Source organism: Zunongwangia sp. HRR-M8 (assembly GCF_027594405.1).
Taxonomy (GTDB): Bacteria; Bacteroidota; Bacteroidia; order Flavobacteriales; family Flavobacteriaceae; genus Zunongwangia.
In genome coordinates, this window is record NZ_CP115161.1 from 1,353,424 (window position 1) to 1,376,472 (window position 23,049).

Below are 23,049 nucleotides of genomic sequence, written 5' to 3' on the forward strand. Positions count from 1 at the left end.
GCCAAAAATTCAACAAAATGAGATACCTTTTTTTTATTTGTTTTTTCTGTATGATAAGTATTTCTGCTTTTTCGCAGGAGTTTAAATATCATACAGTAAAAAAAGGAGAAACTGTTTACAGTATTTCCAAGGATTATGATATTTCTGAAGAAGATATTTACAAATATAATCCTGATGCAAAAAATGGTATCGAAGTATCTTCTAAGCTGGTAATTCCTATCGCAGAAAGAGATAAAGGAATGCCAGCTAAAGTTGGTAGGTCTAGCTTAGAGCCGGTTGAATTTAAGCAGCATGAAGTAAAAAAGAAAGAAACGCTTTATAGCCTATCCCAGCAATACAATGTTGAAGTTGAAGCTATAAAACGATATAATAAGCAACTGTATTCAAAAGAATTACAGAAGGGCGAAACTATCCGGATTCCAGTTTTTAGAAAAATTGATCGCGTTGTAGCCAAACCTGGTAATTCTTCAAAAGAAGAAATAAGGCAAAAATTTGACGAAAATGAGATAAGAGAGCATGTAGTTTTACCAAAGGAAACCAAATATGGCATTGCCAGAAAATACGGTCTTACAGTTAAAGAATTAGAAGCTCTAAATCCTACGGTAGATGTTTTACAACCTGGGATTATGTTGAAGGTAGGAACTAATGTTTCTCCAGAGCCGGTCGTATTGTTAGATAAAAAATTTGAGTTTTATGAAGTGAAGCCGCAGGAAACATTATTTGGTCTTGCACAACGCTTCCATGTCACTCAAGATTCTATTTTAGCTTTAAATCCAATCATAGAAAAAGAAGGTTTAGAGTGGGGAATGGTTTTAAAAGTACCTAATCCAGAAGAACAAGATCCAGATAATTGGGTAGAGCCAACTTTAACCAGTGAAGCAGAAGAATTACAGGGAAAAAAAATAAATTTAAAGGATTCCCTGTCTAACTTCAGTCCTAAGAATTTGGTGTTTATGCTTCCGTATAGTTTGGATAAAATTCGACGGGATTCCACTAATAGTTATAAAGATGCGATTTTAGATGATCGTGTTTTAAGGATAAGCCTAGATTTTTATAGTGGTGCAAAAATGGCTATCGAAGATGCCAAGGAGTTGGGAATAAGTACTAACGTGAAAGTGTACGATACTAAAAGAAGTGCTTCTGAGGTTGCCAATACAATAAATACCAATGATTTTAGCAATGTAGATGCTGTTATTGGCCCATTTTTACAAGCAACTACCGAGGCTGCAGCTCAGCGCTTAAAAAGAGAAAATATTCCTGTATTTACTCCACTTTCTGATAAAGAGATGCAGGGAGGGAATAATTTATTTATTGCCCGACCTACTAAAGAAACAATGGAAAATACGATGATCGATTATCTTCGAAAATTTGGACAAGATAAAAATATCGTCATCGTTGCAGATGCCAATGCGTATCAAACTAGAAATAGGCTTAATCAAATATTTCCTTCAGCAAGAATAATAAACGCCAGTAACGGCTATGTTTCTGAAGCTGAACTTAAAAAAGTGTTGCCACAAACTGCACAAAACTGGGTGATTTTAGAGTCAAGTAGCGTTGGTGTTATTAGCAGTACAGTTTCAGCTTTAAACCGACTTTTAAGAGATGAACTTAATATCACCTTATTTACGACAAACAAAAGTGATAGCTATGATAACGAAAGTATTTCTAATACAGATTTAGGCAAGTTATATTTTCATTATCCCTCTTTAGATAAAGAATATGATCCAGAGCTATCGATAGAATTTCTAGAGAAATACAAAGATGAGTTTGGGGTAACGCCTAATCAATATGCGGTAAGAGGTTATGATTTAACAATGGATGTTTTATTAAGATTAGCGGCATCTAATGATATTTATTCGTCTTTCAAAGATTTTAAAGTGTTTACGGAATACAACGAAAATAAATTTTTATACGAACCACAACCAGGTGGTGGATTTAGAAATAAAGCCGTTTATATTCTTCAGATAAATCCAGACTTAACTTTACAAATAGCCGATGACAGCAAAAGTAACATACTTAGGGAATTTAAGGACTGAAGCAGAACATCTGCAAAGCCATACTAAAATAATTACAGATGCTCCGGTAGATAATCATGGCCTGGGCGAATCTTTTTCACCAACAGATGCCGTAGCTACTGCATTAGCGACTTGCATGCTCACCATTATGGGAATAAAGGCCGAAGCAATGCAAATTTCTATTAAAGGAGCCACTGCGGAAGTTACCAAGACTATGGCTAGTGAACCTAGGCGTATTTCGAAAATAGAAGTTAAACTCACTTTAGCTGAAAATTTAGACCAAAAGGATAGAAAAATTTTACAGAATGCGGCTAAGACCTGTCCCGTGTTTTACAGTTTACATCCTGATATTGAAAAAGATATTCAATTTATTTACGCATAATTTTGCTGCTCTTTTTTAGGTTTCACAGATTAAAATAAAACCATAAAATTTGCATTAGAATCGGGCTACTATTTCATAGCTTGCTTCTCTCAATTTATAACCAAAACCAAAGTTAATGGAAGTCTACAATCAACCAGAACAAGCTAATTATATTTCACCAAAAAAATGGGCGCTTTATGTTTTCGTAGCGGGTCTTCCCCTTATTGGTGTTGTTATGTTGCTAGTTTGGGCATTTGGCGGTGATTTAAATCATACCCGCAGCAACTGGGCTAAAGGAATGCTATTGTTATATGCCATATTTATCGTTTTAGCCATTATCTTTTTTGTTTTTCTTGGCGGAATGGCGATACTGGCCGGTGCCGGTTCACAATATTAATTTTCGCATATCCCTGATCAGTTAGGGGATTTACGCTAAAAACTTCGATAGTAATTTGGCAAAAAAAGTCAAAATTATTATCGAAGTTTTTTTATTGATGTTTTTAAATTGCTGAAATACTAGTCTTTATATTCTAATTTGTATATTTAGACTTTACCATTGCTATGCAATTAAAACAGTACTTCATTTTAGGTATCTGTCTAGCCTTGTTCAACCTACCCTTAATTGCTCAACAAGACAGAATAGTTTCGGATGCAGTGTATGCTGAAAAGGTCTATTTACAAACCGATCGTGATCATTATTTAAAAGAAACTACTATTTGGTTTAAAGCTTTGGTGCTTAATAATATTGATCATAAACCATCAGAACGTTCTGGGGTTTTGTATGTAGATTTAATAGGTCCGGAGCATCAAATTATAAGTCAGAAATTTTTGAAAATTGTACATGGTTCAGGACATAATTATTTTGAGCTCCCACGTCAAATTTCAGAAGGACTCTATCAAATTCGAGCATATACCCAATGGAATCGCAATTTTGGGCAAGATTTTATGTATTCAGAATATATAAATGTTCATCCAAAATCTTCGAAAAATGAAGAGATTATTACTAATGTTGAAATTGTCAAGAAAAAGGAAGGTGATTTTCTAAAAGCTATAATTGAACCTGAAAAATTAGATAGTTTACAGGGCCGAAAAATTTTTGTAGGTTTAAATTTTGACGGCAAGAAGACAGATTCAATACAACTGAAGAAGAACAATGATCGTTTTGTTTTAGATTATGAACTTCTTGATGATCCATCATTTGTAAGTATCGAGCTATTCACTGAAAATGGATTTAAAGCCAACAGAACGGTAAGTCTGGAAAAAGAGAAAATAGATTTACAATTTCTACCGGAAAGTGGAAAAATGTTAACCGATCACAAAAATGTCTTAGGAATAAAGGCTTTAGATTTTAAAGGCGATGGCCGCTATACTGAAGGAATTATACTAGATGAAGATTTAGACAGTATAACATCCTTTAAAACGAATGATTTGGGAATGGGAATGATTATTTTTCAACCTCAAAAAAATAAAGATTATATAGCCAAAATTACTAATACTGAAGGTAAGGTGGCAATTTATAAAGTTCCTAAGGCAGTTGAGAAGGGCGCTACACTTTCAGTGCGAAAAACGGGAAATCGTATAGGTTTTATTGTGACTACTACACAAACTACAGATTCCCTAAAAATTAGATGCAGTTTTAGAGGTTTAAATATGTTTTACATTAAAGGTAAGGTTACCAATGGCCAATTTAAAACCTTTGTATCCTCAAACAAATTTCCTTCAGGGATAAACTGTTTTGCACTTTTGGATGCAAATCAAAATCCAGTGGCAGAACGCTTATTTTTTAATGATTTATCTAAGGATGCGATTTCAATAGAAGTAATGAGCGATCAAAAAGAATATCGGGCACGAGAGAAGACCAATCTTAGTATCGCAGTAAAAGATAACAACGGAAATCCCGTGGAAGCAGAATTATCGGTTTTATCTATAGCCAATGATCATTTAGGAAATAATTATAAGAAACGGAATTCGATTTTGCCTTATTTTTATCTTACTTCTGAACTTCGAGGCGAGATTGAAGATCCTGGATTTTATTTTAATAGGGACGATGCTTACAGGTTTCGAGATATTGATGTTCTATTACTTACTCAGGGATGGCGAAATTATAAATACGACACAACTGCTGTTTCATTCGATTTTAATGCTGAACCTATTTTAACTATAGAGGGTAGAGTAAAAAGTGCTTTGTTCCAGAAGCCGAAAGAAAATGTGGAAATGTCGCTAATGTCTTTTGGTGATACTCCTATCCTTCAAACTAGTAAAACGGACAGTCTTGGTCATTTTTATTTCAATATTGACAATTTGCAGGATAATTCTAATGAAGTTGTGATTCAGAGTAAAAAGAACGGTAGCAAGAGGAATTTTGATGTTGAGCTCATTCCAAATACCTCCCCCGTAATTTCTTTTCAGGAACATTTAAAAATCGAAAAGCCAGACAGTGTCTATGCTGAAATTATAAAGCATGAACGCCAAAACATGCAAAAAATAAATAGTTATGAGATCGCTGAAGGAGTAACCGAATTGGATGAAGTTGTTTTGGAAGCTTATGATATGACTGAAGAACGACAGAAAACGGCAGATCTCGCCGGGAAACCAGATGTTGTGATAAAAGGAAGTGATATTCAGGAAAAAGAAAAAGATTGGTCCTATGGGCTTTACAGTGTTCTATTGTTTAATTTTCCAGAAGATATACAAATTCAGCGTGATCTCCAGGAACCTGGCGCAGCTTTGCGAGCAAAAGTTATGGGTGGCGCTGGTGTCACCATTATGATGATCGATGGGATAGTGGTGAATAACCTCAATTATCCATTGATTCCCAATATTCCGCCAAGTGAAGTTAAAAGCGTTGAAATTATCCGATTTGCTAATAACTTTTCAAGATTATATACCGAAGCTTATCCATACGCCAATCCCTTAGAAATTCCACCTCAGGGTGATGTCATTGCAATATATACACATGGTAAAAGAGGAATTTTTGGAGCACAAAAGCCTAAAGGTATTTTAAGAACATCGGTTAATGGTTTTGCAACATCAAAAACGTTTTATCAACCTAATTACCAAAATAAAGATCGACTAGAAAGTGAGGAACCAGATCTTAGAACCGTGATTTATTGGAATCCGCAAGTAAAACATACAGGCGAAACTTCCGCAGAAATCTCATTTTACAATCCCGATGATGTGAAAGAAGTTTTAGTAATTATAGAAGTTATTACTGAAAATGGCCAAATTGGATATAAAGAATTTTTATATCCGATAAAAGATAGGGATAAGGTTATTTCAAATTGATTTTAGACATATCGTTTTTGACCATTTCAAATTCTTCAATAATTTCGTTTACAATCTCGGCAGCCGGTTTAATGTTATTTATTAATCCTGAAATTTGACCAATTTCAAGTTCACCTTCTTCTAAATCACCTTCAAACATTCCTTTCTTTGCTCTGGCACGACCCAATAGTTGTTTTAAATCTTCTTTAGAAGCGTGTTCAGCATAAAGAGTTTCTATATCCTGAAAAAATTTATTTTTTAATAATCTTACCGGTGCAAGCTCTTTTAAGGTTAATTTGGTATCGCCTTCCTGCGCTTCAACAACCATTTCTTTGAAATTGATATGAGAAGAAGCTTCTTCTGAAGCTACAAACCTACTCCCAATCTGTACTGCATCGGCGCCTAAAACCATTGCTGCCAACATCCCGCGACCAGTTGCGATTCCACCTGCTGCGATAAGCGGAATCTCAATTTTTTCTTTTACCATCGGGATGAGCGTGAAAGTGGTAGTTTCATCTCTTCCGTTATGGCCACCAGCTTCAAAACCTTCAGCAACAATAGCATCTACTCCAGCTTCTTGAGATTTCAATGCAAATTTTACGCTACTCACGACATGCACTACAACAATTCCATTTTCCTGTAAATGTTTTGTCCAGGTTTTAGGATTTCCAGCAGAAGTAAAAACTACAGGAACTTTTTCTTCAACTATAATGCGCATAATCTCTTCAGCATTGGGGTAGAGAAGTGGCACATTAACGGCAAAAGGTTTATTTGTAGCTTTCTTATATTTTAGGATATGTTCTTTAAGAACTTCAGGATACATAGAACCTGCACCAATAATTCCCAATCCGCCAGCGTTGCTCACAGCACTAGCCAGTTTCCAGCCACTTGCCCAAACCATTCCGGCCTGGATAAGTGGATATTTTACTTTGAAAAGCTGAGTGATCCTATTTGTAGACATTGCAGGTTATTTGCTGAAATTTAAGAAATTACTCCAGATCCTAATAATTCTTCACCTTTATACCAGGCGACAAATTGACCTTCAGTAATAGAAGCTTGCGGCTCTTCGAAAACTACATACATTCCATGCTCAGTTTGATGTAGCGTCGCATCCTGTAAAGGCTGTCGGTATCGAATCCTCGCTTTTATTTTTTTGGTTTCATCTGTTTTTAGTCGTAAATCTTCACGAACCCAATGCACTTCATCTGCGTTGATAAAAAGTGCTTTTCTATAAATTCCTGGATGATTTTTTCCCTGCCCCGTATAGATTACATTTTCTTCAACATCGGTATCTATTACGAAAAGCGGCTCTGGTGTTCCGCCAACGGCCAAACCTTTACGTTGTCCTTTGGTGAAATAATGCGCGCCCTGATGTTTACCAACTACTTTCCCATCATTGGGTTGATATTGGTGTTTTTGAGCCAGAAATTTTAATTCTTCAATTTTAGATTCAAATTCAGGAATATCATTTTTATAGGTTGCGATATCCGATTTAATTTCTATAATATTACCTTCTTTAGCCTTTAATTTCTGCTGAAGAAAATCTGGAAGACGAACTTTTCCTATAAAACAAAGACCTTGTGAGTCTTTTTTATCTGCCGTAACTAATTCTTGTTCTGCAGCGATTCTTCGAACTTCAGATTTTTGAAGTTCACCAATAGGGAACAAGGTTTTAGAAAGTTGCTCCTGAGTTAATTGACAAAGAAAATAAGACTGGTCTTTATTATTATCTTTCCCAGATAATAATTGATAGGTAGTTTCTCCATTAGTTTCAAACGCTGCTTTTCGGCAATAATGACCAGTAGCCACATAATCTGCGCCTAAAGACAAAGCGATCTTCATAAAAACATCAAACTTAATCTCGCGATTGCACAGTACATCTGGATTAGGTGTTCTACCACGTTCGTATTCATTAAACATGTAATCTACAATGCGCTCTTTGTATTGCTCGCTTAGATCTACCGTCTGGAACGGGATACCCAATTTTTCAGCAACGATCATTGCATCATTGCTATCTTCTAACCAAGGACATTCGTCTGAAATGGTAACCGAATCATCATGCCAGTTCTTCATGAATAATCCAATAACCTCGTATCCTTGTTCTTTTAAAAGATATGCTGAAACACTACTGTCTACACCACCCGAGAGTCCTACTACAACTTTTTTCATAGAAATTAAACTTGATAGACCAAGCCTTTTTGGATTGATCGATTATAAAGTCGAAATAAAGTGTACAAAATTACGAAATAAAAAAAGGTGACGAAAGCCACCTTTGTATTTGTCGTATTTTAATATCTAAAATCAAATATAAATTAGCTTATTTTAATCAATTTTGATCTTCAATTCTTCTGCCATTATCATAATCACCTTCGGCAACCCATTCGCCTGCCGGATTATAATAGGTTTGGTGGCCGTCTAATTCTCCATTTTTATAGTTCAAATCTTGTAAGAGCTGGCCGTTATCTGCGTAAATCTGGCTCTTTCCGTTCTTAATATCATTTTTATAATTTGTTTTTTCACCAATTTTTCCATTTTTAAAATAAGTGGTTTGAGGACCATCCAATTTTCCATCTTTGTAGAATTCAGTCATCATTATTTGATCGCTTTCATGATGGTAAATAGTCCATTTCCCGGCGCGTTTTTTATTTAACATCATTCCTTCGCTAATTACTTCGCCCTTCTGAGTGTAGTATTTTACAGCAACCGAATCACTACCGGTTTCAAAATCCATAATAGCGCTTGGGTGTTGATCATAACCTTGTTTGTAGAACTTAAATTTTCCTGTTTCTTTGCCATGATTAAAGACTCCTTCAAACTTTGTTTGGTTGGTTTTTGGAAAATTTACTTTCCATAAGCCATCTCTTTTGCCTTGGGCATCTTTTTGATTAGGGCCTTCCTGAGCAATTAGACCTTGGAAAAAAAATAAAAGTATCGTCACTATGGCGAGCTTAGAAATATTTATCTTTTTTAAGTTAAGTGATACGTTCATAAATTGGGGTTTTCAAATTAACAGATATTACACAAATATTAATTATTCTCTACTTATTTTAGTCTCCATCAAATATAAAAATCGATGAAATCTATGCTGAAATTATCAAAGATCGTACTATTTTTTGTTTTGTGTTCATCATTTTTTTCATGTGGTACTTCAGATGATCCTGGAGATGTAAATATACCTGAAAACACAATTAGCAATTTTCTTTTGAATAATTCAAATTATTCGGTGTTGGCAGCCGGTCTAAATCGTACCGGATTAGATTCCCTTTTAAACACGACACAGCAGTTCACCATTTTTGCGCCTACTAACGCAGCTTTTAATAGCTTTTTATCTGATAATGATTTTACCAATATTAATGATGTACCCCTAGATGAATTAGAAAATTATTTACGTTATCATGTTCAACCAGGTGCTATAACGTTGGATGAGTTTCCTGACGGCTATATTAGAAGTTTGGCCATAGGGAATGCATCAGATCGCTTACTAAGTATGTATACTTCTACAGCAGATGATAGTTTTTATATAAATAATGAGGCAGAAGTTGTAATCGCCCAAGCTAATATTAAACTTGATAATGGATATTTAAATCCTATAAGAACATTTTTATCTTTACCTAATATTGGTGATTTTTTGTTGGTAAGTCAGCAGGAATCAGCGCTTAGTTTTTATAGTTTGCTTTCAGCTAATTCTTCGGGAAATTATTTAGAAGATTTGAGATCTGAAGAAGAAGTTTATACAATTTTGCAGGCTTCAGAGGAAGCTATTCAAAACTTTTTAGAAGCTAATGATTATTCGAGTATTAGTGATATTCCGCAGAATACTTTAGAGAGGATAATTGAAAATCATATTATTTCAGCAGAAAACATACGAACCGAAGCAATTGTTGACACCTTGAATGTGACCGCAAATAGTGGTAGACAATTGAAATTTTACGAAGATAACGGCCCGAAAATTATATTAGATAATGAAGTAGTTGTTAATATAACTACGCCAAATATTCAGGCTGTAAATGGGGTAGTTCAGGTAGTTGATCAAATAATAATTGAATAAGAAAGTTCAATTTCAGGAAATAAAAAAGCCATTCTTAAAAGAATGGCTTTTTTATTTTATATCAGAAAATATTACTTCTTGTTTTTCTTTTGCTGTTCTTCAGCCTGTTCCATCATTTCCTGCATTTTTCTGGTAAACCTATTTTGCTTTTTAGGTTTTGCTTTATTTGCCTGAATTTTAGCATGTATTTTATCTTCGTCTACAATCACATTTTTGATCACTAACATAATCCCAATAGTAATTAGGTTAGAGGTGAAGTAGTATAAAGATAGACCACTGGCGTAGTTATTAAAGAAAAATAACATCATTAATGGCGATAGATACATTAAGAACTTCATGTTTGGCATTCCCGGCTGTTGATTGGCCTGCATGCTTTGTCCTGTAGTCATTTGCATATAGATAAAAATGGCTACAGAAGCTAAGATTGGGAATAAACTAACGTGTTCTCCATAAAATGGAATATGGAAAGGTAGTTCTGCAATAACATCGTAGCTTGATAAATCGTCTGCCCAAAGGAAACTCTTTTGTCTTAATTGGAATGCACTTGGAAAAAACTGAAATAATGCATAGAAAACAGGAATTTGCATTAAAGCCGGTAAACAACCACTCATAGGGCTGGCGCCTGCTTTGCTATACAGCTTCATGGTTTCCTGCTGCTTCTTCATCGCATTATCCTTATACTTTTCGTTAATCTCGTTAATCTCTGGTCGTAAAACCTTCATTTTGGCCTGAGATAAGTAAGATTTATAAGTTACCGGAGAAAGTACAATTCTAACCACAATGGTCATCACAATAATAGCAATACCATAACTAGGTAAGAAACTACTTAAGAAAGCGAAGAATGGAATAAAAATATACTTGTTAATCCATCCAAAAATTCCCCATCCTAAAGGAACAATTTCATCTAGGTTACGGTTGTATTCTTTTAGAATTTTATAATCTGTTGGACCATAATACCAGTTCATATTATAGTTCAACTCACCGCCTTGAAGTTCCAAAGGTGCACTGGCTGCAAAAGCCTTTGTGTACAATGTATCTACTTCTTCATCCTCAACTAAATTTCTAGAATGGAATTTAGCGTTTTTAAAAGGAGTGTCGGTTAGTAAAATAGAACTAAAAAAGTGTTGTTTGTAAGCGATGTAAGAAATATTCTCATCTGTCTCTTCATCATCGCCATGACCTAGATCATCGTATTTGTCATCCTCGTATTCGTACGCCAATACGGTGTATTTATTTTCGTAAGAAATACTTTTAGAGTGGCGATACGCTTGTAAATCCCAATCAAGATTGATGGGTTGCGATCCATTTAAAACGCTTGCTAAACCTTGAGAACGAATGCTGAAATCCATCATGTAATCGCCGGGTTTTAGCGCATATCTGTATTCCAGAAATTTATCTTCTGAAACTTTTAATTTCATGGACAGAATTTCGCTATCGCCGTTCTTGGATATGCTAGGCTCAAAATACAGATTTTCTGTATCTAAAGTACGCCCATCTGTGGTATTGAAATTAAGATTGAAATTAGCATTACCATCTTTTACCAGATAAACTGGTATAGAGTCGTAAGTTTTATAATTTTTTAAAACAGCCTCTTTAATATATCCACCTTTGTTAGAAACTTCCAGTCTTAAAACATCGTTTTCTATAACGGTAGTGTTTTCTTTTGCTGAAGCTAAAGTAGCAGAATATCCAAAAGCACCAAGCCTGTTTTGTGCTTGCGCCAATGCAGCAGAATCGCTGACAGCTGCATTGTTATTGTTTTCGTTTGCTAGTTGCTGATTGCTGTTTGGAGAGTTTGTAACCTGCTCTGTAGTAGCGGGAGCAGTTGTTTCTTCCTGTGGCTGCTCCATACTATTAGTATATAGCATCCAGATTAAAATTCCTCCAATTAAAATAAATCCAATAATCGATTGGATATCAATCTTCTTTTCTTCCATTCTAAAATTTTCCTAAAAATCTTTAAGTCCTTAAATGAAGCTTTGCTTCGTTGCGGACTTTTCTGAAATAACTTATTTTGTATTTTCTACCTAATTATTTTAATCACGGTAAAGTTGATATTAGTCAAAAAAGCGACCAATAATTATACAGGTGTCAAAGTGGCATTATGCTTTATTTTTTGAATATTCGTGCGCTGCTTTTACAAAAGCCACAAATAAAGGATGCGGGCTTGCTACAGTACTTTTATATTCTGGGTGATACTGTACGCCAACAAACCATGGATGATCCTGAAGTTCAACTACTTCAACAAGTCCTGTGTCTGGATTAATCCCCGTACTACGCAAACCTGCTTTATCTAATTGTTCTTTGTATTTGTTATTGTATTCGTAACGATGTCTATGTCTTTCTTTTATATCTGCAGTTCCGTAAACATCGTGAATAATAGATTTATCACTCAAATGGCAATCCCATGCACCAAGTCGCATAGTCCCACCCATATGGGTAATATTCTTTTGTTCTTCCATAATGTCTATAACCGGATGTTTTGTTGTATCGTCCATCTCGGTAGAATTCGCTCCCTTAAGCTTTAAGACATTACGAGCAAATTCAATTACTGCCATTTGCATTCCTAAACAAATCCCTAAAAATGGTAATCCATTTTCTCGTGCAAACTGCACCGCATCAATCTTTCCTTCGATACCACGTTCACCAAATCCAGGAGCAACTAAAATTCCATCTAAGTGAGAAATTTTATTTTTTATTGTATTCTCATTAATAAATTCAGAATGAATACTTTCAATATTTACTTTCACTTCATTCTCGGCTCCGGCATGAATAAAAGCTTCTAAAATTGATTTATATGAATCCTGAAGTTCTACATATTTTCCAATAAGACCAATTCGAACTTCAGCTCTTGGATTTTTATGACGATCCAAGAATTTATTCCATTGTTCTAGATTGGGTGTAGTTTCGTCTGGTAGATCTAATTTCTTCAGTGTAACAGTATCTAAACCTTCCTTCAGCATTAAATTTGGTACATCGTAAATGGTAGGAGCATCGATAGACTGTATTACAGCTTCTTGCCTAACATTACAGAAAATAGCTAATTTTCTACGAATATCGTCTGAAAGTTCGTGCTCTGTTCTACAAACAAGAATATCAGCTTTTAGTCCGCTTTCCATTAAAGTTTTTACACTATGTTGGGTAGGCTTTGTTTTAAGCTCTCCCGCTGCAGATAAAAACGGAACCAAAGTTAAATGAATTATTAGGGCATTCTCGTCTCCTAATTCCCATTTTAATTGGCGAACAGCTTCAATGTAAGGTAAAGACTCAATATCACCTACAGTCCCACCAATTTCAGTAATTACGATATCATATTCTTTTTTCTTTCCTAGAATCTGAATACGATCTTTAATTTCGTTGGTGATGTGGGGTACTACCTGTACAGTTTTTCCCAAGAATTCCCCGCGGCGTTCTTTTTCAATAACGCTTTGGTAAATTCTACCGGTAGTTACATTATTTGCCTGTGAGGTATTTACGTTTAAAAAGCGCTCATAGTGACCAAGGTCAAGATCTGTTTCTGCCCCGTCTTCGGTTACATAGCATTCGCCATGTTCGTAAGGATTAAGAGTACCAGGATCCACATTAATATATGGATCTAGTTTCTGAATAGTGGTTCTAAAGCCACGAGCTTGTAATAATTTTGCTAAAGATGCTGCGATTATCCCTTTTCCTAAAGAAGAGGAAACGCCACCGGTAACAAATATATACTTGGTTTCGGTCATTTTTTTGAGAGTGTTTGAAGCGTTCCAATTATTCAGGGCGCTAAATTACGAAGAAGAATAGAAAAAGCGGCTAAAATTAAAGCCTAATATTTAAGGATTCTTTAAGGCTTTTTAAATTTGATGTTTTATGGGAATTGAGCGAATTTTAAAAATTAATTTATTGAGGTTTGGGATATCTTTTACGTATTTCTTTCAGTAATATCTCCATACCGTTCACTTTAAGTTCGTGAACTTGTTTTAATTGATTTCCAAATTTCCCGGCGGGAAACCCTTTTTTGTTAAACCAGACGTAGTAAGGCTCTGGAATATCTGATAAGTACCAATCCTTATATTTTCCGAAAGGCATTTTTGTATACGCCAGTTTTAGTAATTCTTCTTGATTATTATTCATATAAAAAAACCGCAAAGCTAAGACATTAACTTTGCGGTAAATATTAATATTAGAAATTTTTAATCCATCTTCAAAAATGGAGCGATTTTAAGAAATTTTGATTTGCTAAGCGGTTTAACAACATAATCCATTACAAATGAATATTCTTTAGCTTTGGCTATGTCGATTTCACTTGTGCTGGAAGATAGAATTATAATTTTATTATTTAAGCCTAAGTTTTGCATAGCATCCATAAATTCCCATCCAGACATCTTCGGCATATTAAGGTCTAGAAGAATAATAGAATTGTTATGGCGTTTCACCTCTTCTAATGCGATGGTGCCATCGGTAAAATCTTTGATATTATCGATATATCCAGCGTTCTCGAGTAATTTTTTTGTGATGAAATTTGCAATAGGTTGATCATCAACTAAAATGATTGGGGTCATTTTTTATTAGCATTTAATTGTATTAATTCTTTCGAGGCCATTTCTATTACCTTTTTTACAACCTTATCCATTTCCTCTGCAGAAATCTTCAGCATGGGCAATAATTCTTTTCTACAGCTTTCGTCGTCCATGATATCAAATAATTCAATGATTCCCTGGATTCTTGATAGTGGCTCTTTTACGTTGTGTGCATTAAGGACAGAAATTTTCAGTAATTTTTTATTTTTTAGGGTAATTTCATTTGTCCTTTTTTTAATTATTTCTTTTTGATTCTTGTTAATTTCGTTTATTTCATTGTTTTGGACTTTAATAGTATGTAAAGCTTCTTCAAGAATACTATTTTTTTTTGCCAATTCTTTTTTCAGGGTAATCTCCTTAAATTTAGCATCAAAACTGTCTGCAGCTAATTTTAAGATTTCGATATCTCTAGTAGCGAATGGTCTGTTATCATCACCAATTAAAGATATTAGAATTCTATGATCTCCTTTATCGAATAACCACGACCACAGTAACGGATTTTTTAAAGTAGCCACGTCTAATCTTTGATCGATAAAATCCTCTGGAATATTTGTTGTTCTAACAGGTATACCTGTTCTTAGTAATTCTTTATCTAGAGAATGAAGATCGGCTAAGCTTTTATTATTAACCAAAATTTCATTTTTACATAAGGAATATTCTAGAAGCTCATTTTGCTGTTCAATAGTTATCCTAAAAAGATGAAAATTTAGTATATATTTTAAATGCTTTTCTGCTATTTTTCCTACTTCCTCTAAAGTACTGCATCTATTAATTGCATTTGCAAATTTAGAATAGGCCTCGTAGGTAATTCTATATAATTGCGATGCATTGTTTTGAATGGAGGCCATTAAAAATTAGGTGAGAACTTTATTCTGGAGTTTCTAATAATTCATTATCTATTTTAATTCCAGAAACATCGGCAATGGTATTTAACATGTTTACAAGATCTGCTTGTGCCATTAACTCCTGTATTTCAGCATTTGAAAATCCTACACCTTCTAGTTCAGCAAAATCGTCGTCTGAAATTTCACTATGCTTAAGTGCTGCTTTGGTGACAATGGTCACTGCTTTTCTATAGCTGGCGGGCATAGAAGGAGAATTAATATTTTCTGTAGCTTTAAAACCTTCTTCCTCAGAGATCATTGAACTCATACTATCAGCAAAAATACCGTGAGCATGCGAACAATAGTTACAACCTCTGGATTTTGAAACATTATAGATAATAAGTTGCTTTAAGACGTTAGGAACATCTCCCTTCATTAAAGTGTTTTTCAATTTGTTCCAGTTTCCTTCAAGAAGGATAGCGTTTGCTCCCTGGCATTTAAACCAGTTTAGAACAAAAGGTAACTGTAGTGTTTTCTTAGTATCATCATAGATGGCTTTCACTTTGTCTGAAGCTTCATCGTAAGATATTATAGGGTATCTGGAAGAATTTTGTTGAATTTTAGAATCCATGTGTAGTTAAAATAAAATATATTAATATTTAATTTTCAGGGCTATATATCATATATTAATTGCAAAATAAGTAAAAAAAGCTTTTAACATAATATAAATACTATAATTTTATCTGCCTTTATTATACTTTCTTCAAAAGGCTGTTTTTGTAAAACACTGTACTCGTTAAAAATTTTATAAATCAAAGCCAATAAATATAAGAGCTGTTTAGATTTAATTATCTTCAAAATAAAATTAAATCGACCATAAAATGGCTATAAGAGGATCAATAATTAAAAGTTTAATTGACTTAAGAGGAACTATAGTTTCTGAACCAGATGCTTTTAAGGCACAAAAAGAAGTACTTACAAATTTACTTGAAAAAGCCAAGAATACTTCTTTCGGAAAATTTTACGGCTTTTCTCAAATCCTAGAAGCAGAAGATATAGAAAAGGCATTTGCAGAAAAGGTGCCTTATTTTGATTATAAAACACTTAACGATCGTTGGTGGTCGCAAATACACGAGGGTGCTGAAGATATTACCTGGCCAGGTAAACCACATTATTTTGCACTAAGTTCTGGAACTACCGGAAAATCAAGTAAAAGAATTCCGGTTACAGATGAGATGGTAGAAAGTATTAGAAATGCTGGGATCAAGCAAGTAGGAGCTTTAGCCAATTTTGACCTTGAGCCCGAATTTTTTGAGAAAGGTATTATGATGCTGGGAAGTTCTACAGATCTTCAACATGAGGGCGATCATGAAGAAGGAGAAATAAGTGGGATAAGTGCGAGTAACATTCCGTTTTGGTTCCGTAGTTATTATAAACCGGGAGAAGAGATTTCTAAGATTGAAGACTGGGACGAGCGTGTAGAGCGTATTGCTGAAAATGCTAAGAATTGGGATATTGGAGCTTTAAGCGGCATACCTTCCTGGATGGAATTGATGTTGAAAAAAGTTATAGAATATCATAACGTAGACAATATCCATGAAATTTGGCCAAACTTACAGGTTTACGCTAGTGGTGGTGTAGCTTTTGAGCCTTACCAAAAGAGTTTTATGGCGTTAATGGGGAAACCTATAAAAGTAATAGACACTTATTTAGCTTCGGAAGGATTTTTGGCATTACAGAGTAATCCAGATTCTAAAAGTATGAAGCTTATTTTGGATAATGGAATATACTTTGAATTTGTTCCATTTGAGCCAGAATACATAAACCAGGATGGTTCTTTAACTGAAGATGCTCCAACAATACCTTTAGCAGATGTTGAAGAAGAAAAAGAATATGTACTTTTAATAAGTACTGTTGCAGGGGCGTGGCGATATATCATTGGAGATACTATTAAATTTACCGATAAAGAAAACTTTGAAATAAGAATAACAGGTAGAACTAAGTTTTTCCTAAATGTTGTAGGCTCGCAATTATCTGTAAATAAGATGAATGATGCCGTGCAGGAGCTAGAAGAAAAATTTGATATTAAGATTCCTGAATTCACTATTGCTGCAAAAAGATTTGAAGATGGTGAATTTTATCACTCATGGTATTTAGGAACCACCGCTGATAATTCTAACGAACAATTAGCAGAAGCCTTGGATGAAAGTCTTAAAAATGCCAACAAAAACTATGGCGTAGCTAGAAGCAAAGCTTTAAAAGGTGTAAAAGTAACTAAAGTGCCGCCAGAGATTTTCCCAGAGTGGAGTGGGGCGAACAAAAAGAAAGGTGGCCAGGTGAAAATGGAAAAAGTAATGAACGAAGAGAAATTTGCAGAATTTGAAAAATTTGTTCAAAAACAGCTAAAGGAAAAAAGCTAAACTTAGTCTTTTTCATTTAGTTTTTCCTCTTTGATTTCATCAAGCTCTTCAACAAGCTCTACTATTTCTTCTTGAGAAAGGTAGAGCTTTTTTATTCTGCTTTTATATTTTTCTGAAAGATTGGATTGATTCAAAATAAAATCTTTTGTAGCGATAATATTTTCTCCTAATCCATGGTTTACAGCGTAGGTATCTGCAGCTCTTTCAGCTTCCCGGATATAATTTTTAGAAGTGAGATATCTTATTCCAAACCATAGTAAATTTATACCACTACGATTTCTATAGTCCATTATATGGCCTAGTTCATGCCCAATCCAGCCTACAATAACTTCAGATGGTGCAGAGGTTACTGTAAACACTTCGTCTTCAATCTCTATTTTTTCATTTATAAAAATGTAGTATGATCTTTTTTTGCGATTTTTAAAGATGCCCCAAAAGCTGGGTTGCGCCTGCATAAATGATTTTTTAATGTTTTTTTTGAACTTAAGCGTTATAGGGGTATCTTTTAGTTCTGGATAATGGGACAAGGCTACGTAAGCTTCTCTCCAAATAGTGTCGGGTACAATTTTATTGGTAAATTTTAAACTATCTTTTTGTTTCATGTGTTGGGCTTCACAAATGTTAGAGAAGATACAGCTTAGCAATAATAGTAGCGTGGTGATCTTGATTCGTGATTTCAAATTTTTTTTGTTCAATTTAAGCAATGTCAGGTTTTGTTTAAAGTGCCTGCTGTTAAAATGGATTTAAAAATACTTTAATTAGCCCGATTAACACATAAAAAAAGCAGCAATAAAAAATTGCTGCTCTAATATTTTAAAATCTAAAGCTTTAATTAACCTTGTTGCATCATTTTTTGCAAACGAGATTGTAATTCTTGATCTGATTGTAGTGCCATTGCCAATTTCTGGTAACGTTCTACAGTTAATCCCTGATCTTTTATCGTGGTTTCCATTTTCTTCTGAAATTCGCCTTGCATGCCTTCTATTTCAGATAAGATAGCTGCATGTTGTTCTAGTTCTTCCTCACTAGCTTCAACTTCCTTGTTTGGATCCTGACTTGCTTGATGAATTTCATTGAATCGTTGTACTTCCATACCACCATCCTGAACAGTTTTCATCATTTTTTGATTTACCTGTTGGTTCATCATTCTCAAACCTTGATATGCTTTGGCAAACTTAGAAAGTTCAGCATCACTTACATCTACATCTACCTCTTGTTGTTGCTGCATAGCAGGTGTTTGTGCTACGGCAGCGGTACCAGCCATAAGGGCAAATGCAAAAAGTAAACCTGCAATCTTTTTTGACTTCAACATAAAATTTTCTCTTTTTCTTAAATTAATATCTTGTAAACCTATTATTATTAGATTGGCATTCAAAATAATTTTGATTAAGAATCTACACTTTTAGAATATCTTAACAACTATGATTAGTTAATGTTAAGGTCTATTTTATATATAATAGGATCACTTTTTCTCTGTTACGATTTATTAATCGCATACAAATGGAAATATTTCAATTTTGATGCCAATCCTTAAAATACGACTAACATCGTTGTCATATTTTCAAAATATTTAATTATTAGAGATGTAGGTTAAATTACTTATTTTCAGTTTTCTGAATATTTATTTTCAGTTCTTTTTGTAGCTTCAGAATAGAAAATACTTCGATGGCGAAGAATAATATGATAGCAATTTTAGCGTAGTTCCAAATTAATATACTGTATTGCTTATCATCAAAAACGGTAATTATTACTGCGGAAATAAGTATTATCAAACTTAAAATAGCCAGCGGAAGTTCTGGATAAAATCTAAGATTTGCTTTTTTTACCAAATTTTCAAATTCATCGTTATAAGCAGCATTAATTGTTGAAGTATTTTGTATAAATTTCTCGTGTTTTATTAATTTAATTTGGCTAAGAATTTTAGAACAAAATATTAGCGCCACGATAGCCATCATTACCAAAACTCCAGCTTCGTTCCACGCTAAAAAAGAGTTATTTCCACTAAGATCCAATACGATGGTCGATAAGATTAAAGACCAGGCGAGAACGCAGTAAAAAATGATAAAGTAAGACCACCTATTTAGCGTTTTAATTTTTTTATCATAGTCGTAAATCTCTTTTTTATTAAATCTAAAAATATTGATAATAGCTAAGCGTTCCTGCATTGTTTTGAGTTTGAGAGTGCTTCAAATATAGCGAATTCTGGATTTTTTAAATAGATCGCTTTTTTAATATTTCGTAATGCGGAATACATTCCTCTAATAATGGCAGTAATTGTTCAGGAATATTTTTCTTTTTTGGTACATATTTTTGGAAACCGGTAGATTTGTGCACATTAGAATACCAATACTTTGCCCAAATTCCATCTTCTGGAATTGCTCCTGCCTTCCAGCTCAGCATATTTTTATCGAAAGGAATGCCAATAAAATCACATAATTTTTTGAGCTTAATTTCTGGATTTTTTAGAGTTTGTGTAGAATCTAGTACAATTGTTTTAGCATTTAAATTATCCAATTTTTTTAAGATTTTGGTATGCGCTGCATAGCCAACATCTTGCATCGTAGGATTTTTGATTACCTGATTGAAGGACGGAATCATATCCTTGGGGTCTCGTGTAAGTAAGACATTAGTCACTTCTTTTAAAAATGAAGTATCTAGATCTAATAAATGGTGCGTCATATTCTTGAAAAATAGTACAGGTTTCTCTCTATTTTTAAGCATCATATCTATTACCGCATTTCCGTTAGATTCCATACTATTTATTATTTCCTTAGCCCCTGGATGATAACTTGCAGCATTAGTTTGTTTTAAATAATACCCATAAAGTGGTTCATCAAAAACTTTGGTGTCTTTACGTTGTGCGAAAGAATACATGGTGGCCGTAGAAATATTACGGGGACAAGACCACAAGCAAATTCTTTTAATTTTTTGATCGCTCATCTTTATCTAATTAGGAACATTCTTCTTCGATTAATTGCTCGTAGAAACCACTAAGCTTTTTAGTAAAATCGCCATAGTTGCCCTTTCCTATTATTCTTCCATCGATTTTAGTTACAGGAGTTAAACCGCCAAAGGTGCCTGTAACAAAAGCTTCATCTGCACTGTAAACATCAAATAAAGAAAAGTTTTTTTGCTTACATATTATTTGGTGTTTTTCGCATACTCGTATAACATTTTGCCTGGTAATACCATTCATACAATATTCTCCAGTAGATGTCCAAACTTCGTTATTCCTTACTATAAAAAAGTTGGTGGCATTACAGGTACTTACAAAACCGTTTATATCTAACATTAGCGCTTCATCTGCCCCAGCTTCTATAGCTTGTACTAAGGCTTGCACTTCATGTAATTTAGAGTGACAATTTAAGCGAGGATCCAGATAATCTGGGCTTCCTCTTCTAATAGTGCTTGTAAATAGCGTAATACCTTTTTCTTTACTTTCTTTACTTGCTTTTTTATGTTCAGCAATAATAACAACATTAGGACCGCTAATAGTTAATCTTGGGTCTTGCGAAGGTGTTTTTTTTATTCCGCGAGTTATCATAACGCGTACATGGACGTTATTACTCATATTATTTGCTTCTAGAACTTTCCAAACTTTCTCTAGCAATTCTTTTTTGCTGAAAGGAAAATTCATACCTACACTAGCGGCCGCGCTCCACAGTCTATTTAAGTGCATATTAGAAAACGCCAAATGTCCTTTGTATAACCTAAAAGCTTCCCATATGCCGTCACCAACCAGGTAACCACTGTCAAAGACAGATATTTTGGCGTCTTTACGATTATACAACTCATCGTTAATCATAATTTTTATGTGCGCATTCCTGGGATCTTCGATTGCGTTATGTGTACCGTGAATCATATTATTCAATTTTAATATTGAAGCTTTGTAATAATCCTATTAAATTATCTGAAGCAAATATTGCTTTTGCAATTTGGTTTTGAGTAGGATGTATTTTGAAATTTTTAGCCGACTTGAAATCGCATCGCTGCAGGTTAGTATCTTCAAAAATAGCCCCCTGTAAATCGCAGTTGTTAAAATAGGAAGCAGTGAAATCGGCATTGCTAAAATCTACCTCCTTTAAGGAGCAACTTTCAAAATTTGTATTTTTAAGTTTAAGATTGTAAAAAGAAGAGAAGTCTATTATTGAATGTGAAAAGGAAAAGGATAGCAAAAAAGGATTGCAGCTATCGAAGTTTAGTCCTATTAATTTGCAAGACTCAAATTGCACCTGATTGAACTGTGTGTTTTTTATATTCGCATTACTAAAATCACAGTCTAAAAATTCACATTCAGAAAAGCTAACTGCAGCTAAATTTACAGCATTAAAATTGCAATTTTTAAAAACACAAAACTCATATTCCCCTTTTTGAAAGCTTTTGTTTTGAAAATCTACATTGATAAATTCTTCTTCATCACAATATACTCTATTGTTCATCTTATTTAATTCAGTTTAAATGGAACTAAGAATGTAACAGGAAAAATAATAAAACTTGTATCTAAATAAGAATTTATTCTGTTTTTTTAAGAAGAGGTATAAAGAAGAGGCCCACGCCAAGGCCTAGCAAGATTCCGGATAACAACACGAGGTCATCTTTTCTATCAATTTCAAAAATTAATAAAGCAAATATTAGGCAAAATGTTCCTAATATTCGCTGTTTTTTCATATTTGGCATAGAACCTTTTTTAGATGGTTAAGCCATGGCCAACGAGTGTCAATAGCAAATTTCGGTTGGGGCGATTTTCGAATTTATTGCAATATAAAAGTATTATTTGCTTGTATTCTAATAGATTATGTTAATATAGTACAAACTTTTTTCAAAAATAATGCTATGCTCGTTCTAGTGTTTTTTTGTTTTACATGATCTTATTTATCTTCATGTGTTGTAAAAGAATGATGGTTTTAGCATCAACGATTTTACCCGTAGCGATCATTTCGTAGGCTTCTTCAAAATCAATTTCTATAATTTCTATTTCTTCTCCTTCAGAAGCTAATCCGCCTCCTTTTCCTATTTTCATAGATTCATCATAAGGAGCGACGAAAAAGTATATTATTTCGGTTACTGCACCCGCAACCATATAAGAGTGAAATAATCGTTTTGGTGTTTTTATTCTATAACCGGTTTCTTCTTCAGTTTCTTTTACAATACATTCCTCTGGTGTAAGTCCGTCTAAAAGTCCTGCACAGGCTTCAATTAGGTAACCATCTTCATTCCCATTAACATAAGTAGGTATTCTAAATTGGCGTGTAAGGATTATTTTTTTGGTTTCTAGATTATAAAGAATAATTGCAGAGCCGTCTCCTTTGTCATAAACTTCGCGGTTATGAATCTGGCGAGTTCCGTCTTTACGCTCAAAGCTATAAACATATTCGTTTAAAATGGCCCATTCATTCGATAGTACTTTCTTTTCAATAATCTCTATTTTCTTCAAGGTTCAATAATTTTATAATAAAGTTAGTCTTTTAGTTTTCAGGAAAAAGAATTAGAATTTTTGGTTTTGCTTTGTGCCTGTTTATCTGGTGTAGATTAAATTCGAATAATTTTCGTTAGTTGTT

At 33.9% G+C, this 23,049-nt stretch carries 22 protein-coding genes; 6 read left to right on the forward strand and 16 right to left on the reverse strand.

The window, feature by feature from the left end; translation table 11 throughout:
- Window positions 1–17 precede the first annotated feature (17 nt).
- From PBT89_RS05630 to PBT89_RS05645, 4 genes are all read left to right on the forward strand, one after another.
- Window positions 18–2,036 (forward strand): PBP1 and LysM peptidoglycan-binding domain-containing protein, encoded by a 2,019-nt coding sequence (locus PBT89_RS05630; protein ID WP_270063780.1) that lies wholly within the window; start codon window positions 18–20, stop codon window positions 2,034–2,036.
- On the forward strand, window positions 1,996–2,397 hold the full coding sequence (locus PBT89_RS05635) for an OsmC family protein (RefSeq protein WP_270063781.1): 402 nt from the start codon (window positions 1,996–1,998) through the stop codon (window positions 2,395–2,397). Before PBT89_RS05630 ends, PBT89_RS05635 begins: the two co-directional genes overlap by 41 nt.
- A gap of 115 nt (window positions 2,398–2,512) precedes the next feature.
- On the forward strand, window positions 2,513–2,773 hold the full coding sequence (locus tag PBT89_RS05640) for a hypothetical protein (RefSeq protein ID WP_270063782.1): 261 nt from the start codon (window positions 2,513–2,515) through the stop codon (window positions 2,771–2,773).
- A 164-nt stretch (window positions 2,774–2,937) separates the two neighbouring features.
- The gene (locus tag PBT89_RS05645; RefSeq protein ID WP_270063783.1) at window positions 2,938–5,661 is read left to right on the forward strand and encodes a hypothetical protein; all 2,724 of its coding nucleotides are present in this window, start codon (window positions 2,938–2,940) and stop codon (window positions 5,659–5,661) included.
- Here the strand turns inward: PBT89_RS05645 and PBT89_RS05650 are convergent.
- The 3 genes from PBT89_RS05650 to PBT89_RS05660 all read right to left on the reverse strand — a co-directional run bounded on the left by PBT89_RS05650 (window position 5,648) and on the right by PBT89_RS05660 (window position 8,629).
- Complete coding sequence (locus PBT89_RS05650; RefSeq protein ID WP_270063784.1) at window positions 5,648–6,601, reverse strand: NAD(P)H-dependent flavin oxidoreductase; 954 nt, start codon at window positions 6,599–6,601, stop codon at window positions 5,648–5,650. The two genes, PBT89_RS05645 and PBT89_RS05650, sit on opposite strands and share 14 nt — an antisense overlap.
- A 20-nt stretch (window positions 6,602–6,621) precedes the next feature.
- The gene (mnmA, locus tag PBT89_RS05655; protein WP_270063785.1) at window positions 6,622–7,809 is read right to left on the reverse strand and encodes a tRNA 2-thiouridine(34) synthase MnmA; all 1,188 of its coding nucleotides are present in this window, start codon (window positions 7,807–7,809) and stop codon (window positions 6,622–6,624) included.
- Between the two features lie 157 nt (window positions 7,810–7,966).
- Complete coding sequence (locus PBT89_RS05660; RefSeq protein ID WP_270063786.1) at window positions 7,967–8,629, reverse strand: toxin-antitoxin system YwqK family antitoxin; 663 nt, start codon at window positions 8,627–8,629, stop codon at window positions 7,967–7,969.
- Window positions 8,630–8,722: 93 nt separating this feature from the next.
- On the opposite strand from PBT89_RS05660, the gene PBT89_RS05665 reads away from it, so the two are divergent.
- On the forward strand, window positions 8,723–9,688 hold the full coding sequence (locus PBT89_RS05665) for a fasciclin domain-containing protein (RefSeq protein ID WP_270063787.1): 966 nt from the start codon (window positions 8,723–8,725) through the stop codon (window positions 9,686–9,688).
- A 71-nt stretch (window positions 9,689–9,759) separates the two neighbouring features.
- Here the strand turns inward: PBT89_RS05665 and yidC are convergent, their stop codons facing one another.
- The 6 genes from yidC to PBT89_RS05695 form a co-directional block, all read right to left on the reverse strand.
- Window positions 9,760–11,625, reverse strand: coding sequence for a membrane protein insertase YidC (yidC, locus tag PBT89_RS05670; protein ID WP_270063788.1), 1,866 nt, complete (start codon window positions 11,623–11,625; stop codon window positions 9,760–9,762).
- A 165-nt stretch (window positions 11,626–11,790) separates the two neighbouring features.
- On the reverse strand, window positions 11,791–13,410 hold the full coding sequence (locus PBT89_RS05675; protein ID WP_270063789.1) for a CTP synthase: 1,620 nt from the start codon (window positions 13,408–13,410) through the stop codon (window positions 11,791–11,793).
- A 157-nt stretch (window positions 13,411–13,567) separates the two neighbouring features.
- Window positions 13,568–13,801 carry a DUF3820 family protein gene (locus PBT89_RS05680; protein WP_270063790.1) on the reverse strand — a complete coding sequence of 78 codons (234 nt, stop codon included), beginning with the start codon at window positions 13,799–13,801 and terminating at the stop codon, window positions 13,568–13,570.
- A 59-nt stretch (window positions 13,802–13,860) separates the two neighbouring features.
- Window positions 13,861–14,229, reverse strand: coding sequence for a response regulator (locus tag PBT89_RS05685; protein WP_270063791.1), 369 nt, complete (start codon window positions 14,227–14,229; stop codon window positions 13,861–13,863).
- Window positions 14,226–15,095 (reverse strand): histidine kinase, encoded by an 870-nt coding sequence (locus PBT89_RS05690; RefSeq protein WP_270063792.1) that lies wholly within the window; start codon window positions 15,093–15,095, stop codon window positions 14,226–14,228. Before PBT89_RS05690 ends, PBT89_RS05685 begins: the two co-directional genes overlap by 4 nt.
- A 19-nt stretch (window positions 15,096–15,114) precedes the next feature.
- Window positions 15,115–15,702, reverse strand: a complete 588-nt coding sequence (locus PBT89_RS05695) for a carboxymuconolactone decarboxylase family protein (RefSeq protein ID WP_270063793.1) — start codon at window positions 15,700–15,702, stop codon at window positions 15,115–15,117.
- A 250-nt stretch (window positions 15,703–15,952) separates the two neighbouring features.
- Between PBT89_RS05695 and PBT89_RS05700 the strand changes: the two genes are divergently transcribed.
- Window positions 15,953–17,491, forward strand: a complete 1,539-nt coding sequence (locus tag PBT89_RS05700; RefSeq protein WP_270063794.1) for a GH3 family domain-containing protein — start codon at window positions 15,953–15,955, stop codon at window positions 17,489–17,491.
- Between the two features lie 2 nt (window positions 17,492–17,493).
- On the opposite strand, the gene PBT89_RS05705 is transcribed toward PBT89_RS05700, so the two are convergent.
- The 7 genes from PBT89_RS05705 to PBT89_RS05735 all read right to left on the reverse strand — a co-directional run bounded on the left by PBT89_RS05705 (window position 17,494) and on the right by PBT89_RS05735 (window position 22,925).
- On the reverse strand, window positions 17,494–18,093 hold the full coding sequence (locus PBT89_RS05705) for a hypothetical protein (RefSeq protein WP_270058680.1): 600 nt from the start codon (window positions 18,091–18,093) through the stop codon (window positions 17,494–17,496).
- A gap of 230 nt (window positions 18,094–18,323) precedes the next feature.
- Window positions 18,324–18,803, reverse strand: a complete 480-nt coding sequence (locus PBT89_RS05710) for a DUF4168 domain-containing protein (protein ID WP_270063795.1) — start codon at window positions 18,801–18,803, stop codon at window positions 18,324–18,326.
- Between the two features lie 283 nt (window positions 18,804–19,086).
- Window positions 19,087–19,656, reverse strand: a complete 570-nt coding sequence (locus PBT89_RS05715; RefSeq protein WP_270063796.1) for a hypothetical protein — start codon at window positions 19,654–19,656, stop codon at window positions 19,087–19,089.
- 46 nt (window positions 19,657–19,702) lie between these two features.
- Window positions 19,703–20,431 (reverse strand): sulfotransferase family protein, encoded by a 729-nt coding sequence (locus PBT89_RS05720; protein ID WP_270063797.1) that lies wholly within the window; start codon window positions 20,429–20,431, stop codon window positions 19,703–19,705.
- Between the two features lie 10 nt (window positions 20,432–20,441).
- Window positions 20,442–21,353, reverse strand: coding sequence for an aminotransferase class IV (locus tag PBT89_RS05725; RefSeq protein WP_270063798.1), 912 nt, complete (start codon window positions 21,351–21,353; stop codon window positions 20,442–20,444).
- A 1-nt stretch (window position 21,354) separates the two neighbouring features.
- Complete coding sequence (locus PBT89_RS05730; RefSeq protein WP_270063799.1) at window positions 21,355–21,930, reverse strand: pentapeptide repeat-containing protein; 576 nt, start codon at window positions 21,928–21,930, stop codon at window positions 21,355–21,357.
- Window positions 21,931–22,349: 419 nt separating this feature from the next.
- Complete coding sequence (locus PBT89_RS05735) at window positions 22,350–22,925, reverse strand: NUDIX domain-containing protein (protein WP_270058674.1); 576 nt, start codon at window positions 22,923–22,925, stop codon at window positions 22,350–22,352.
- Window positions 22,926–23,049: the final 124 nt, after the last annotated feature.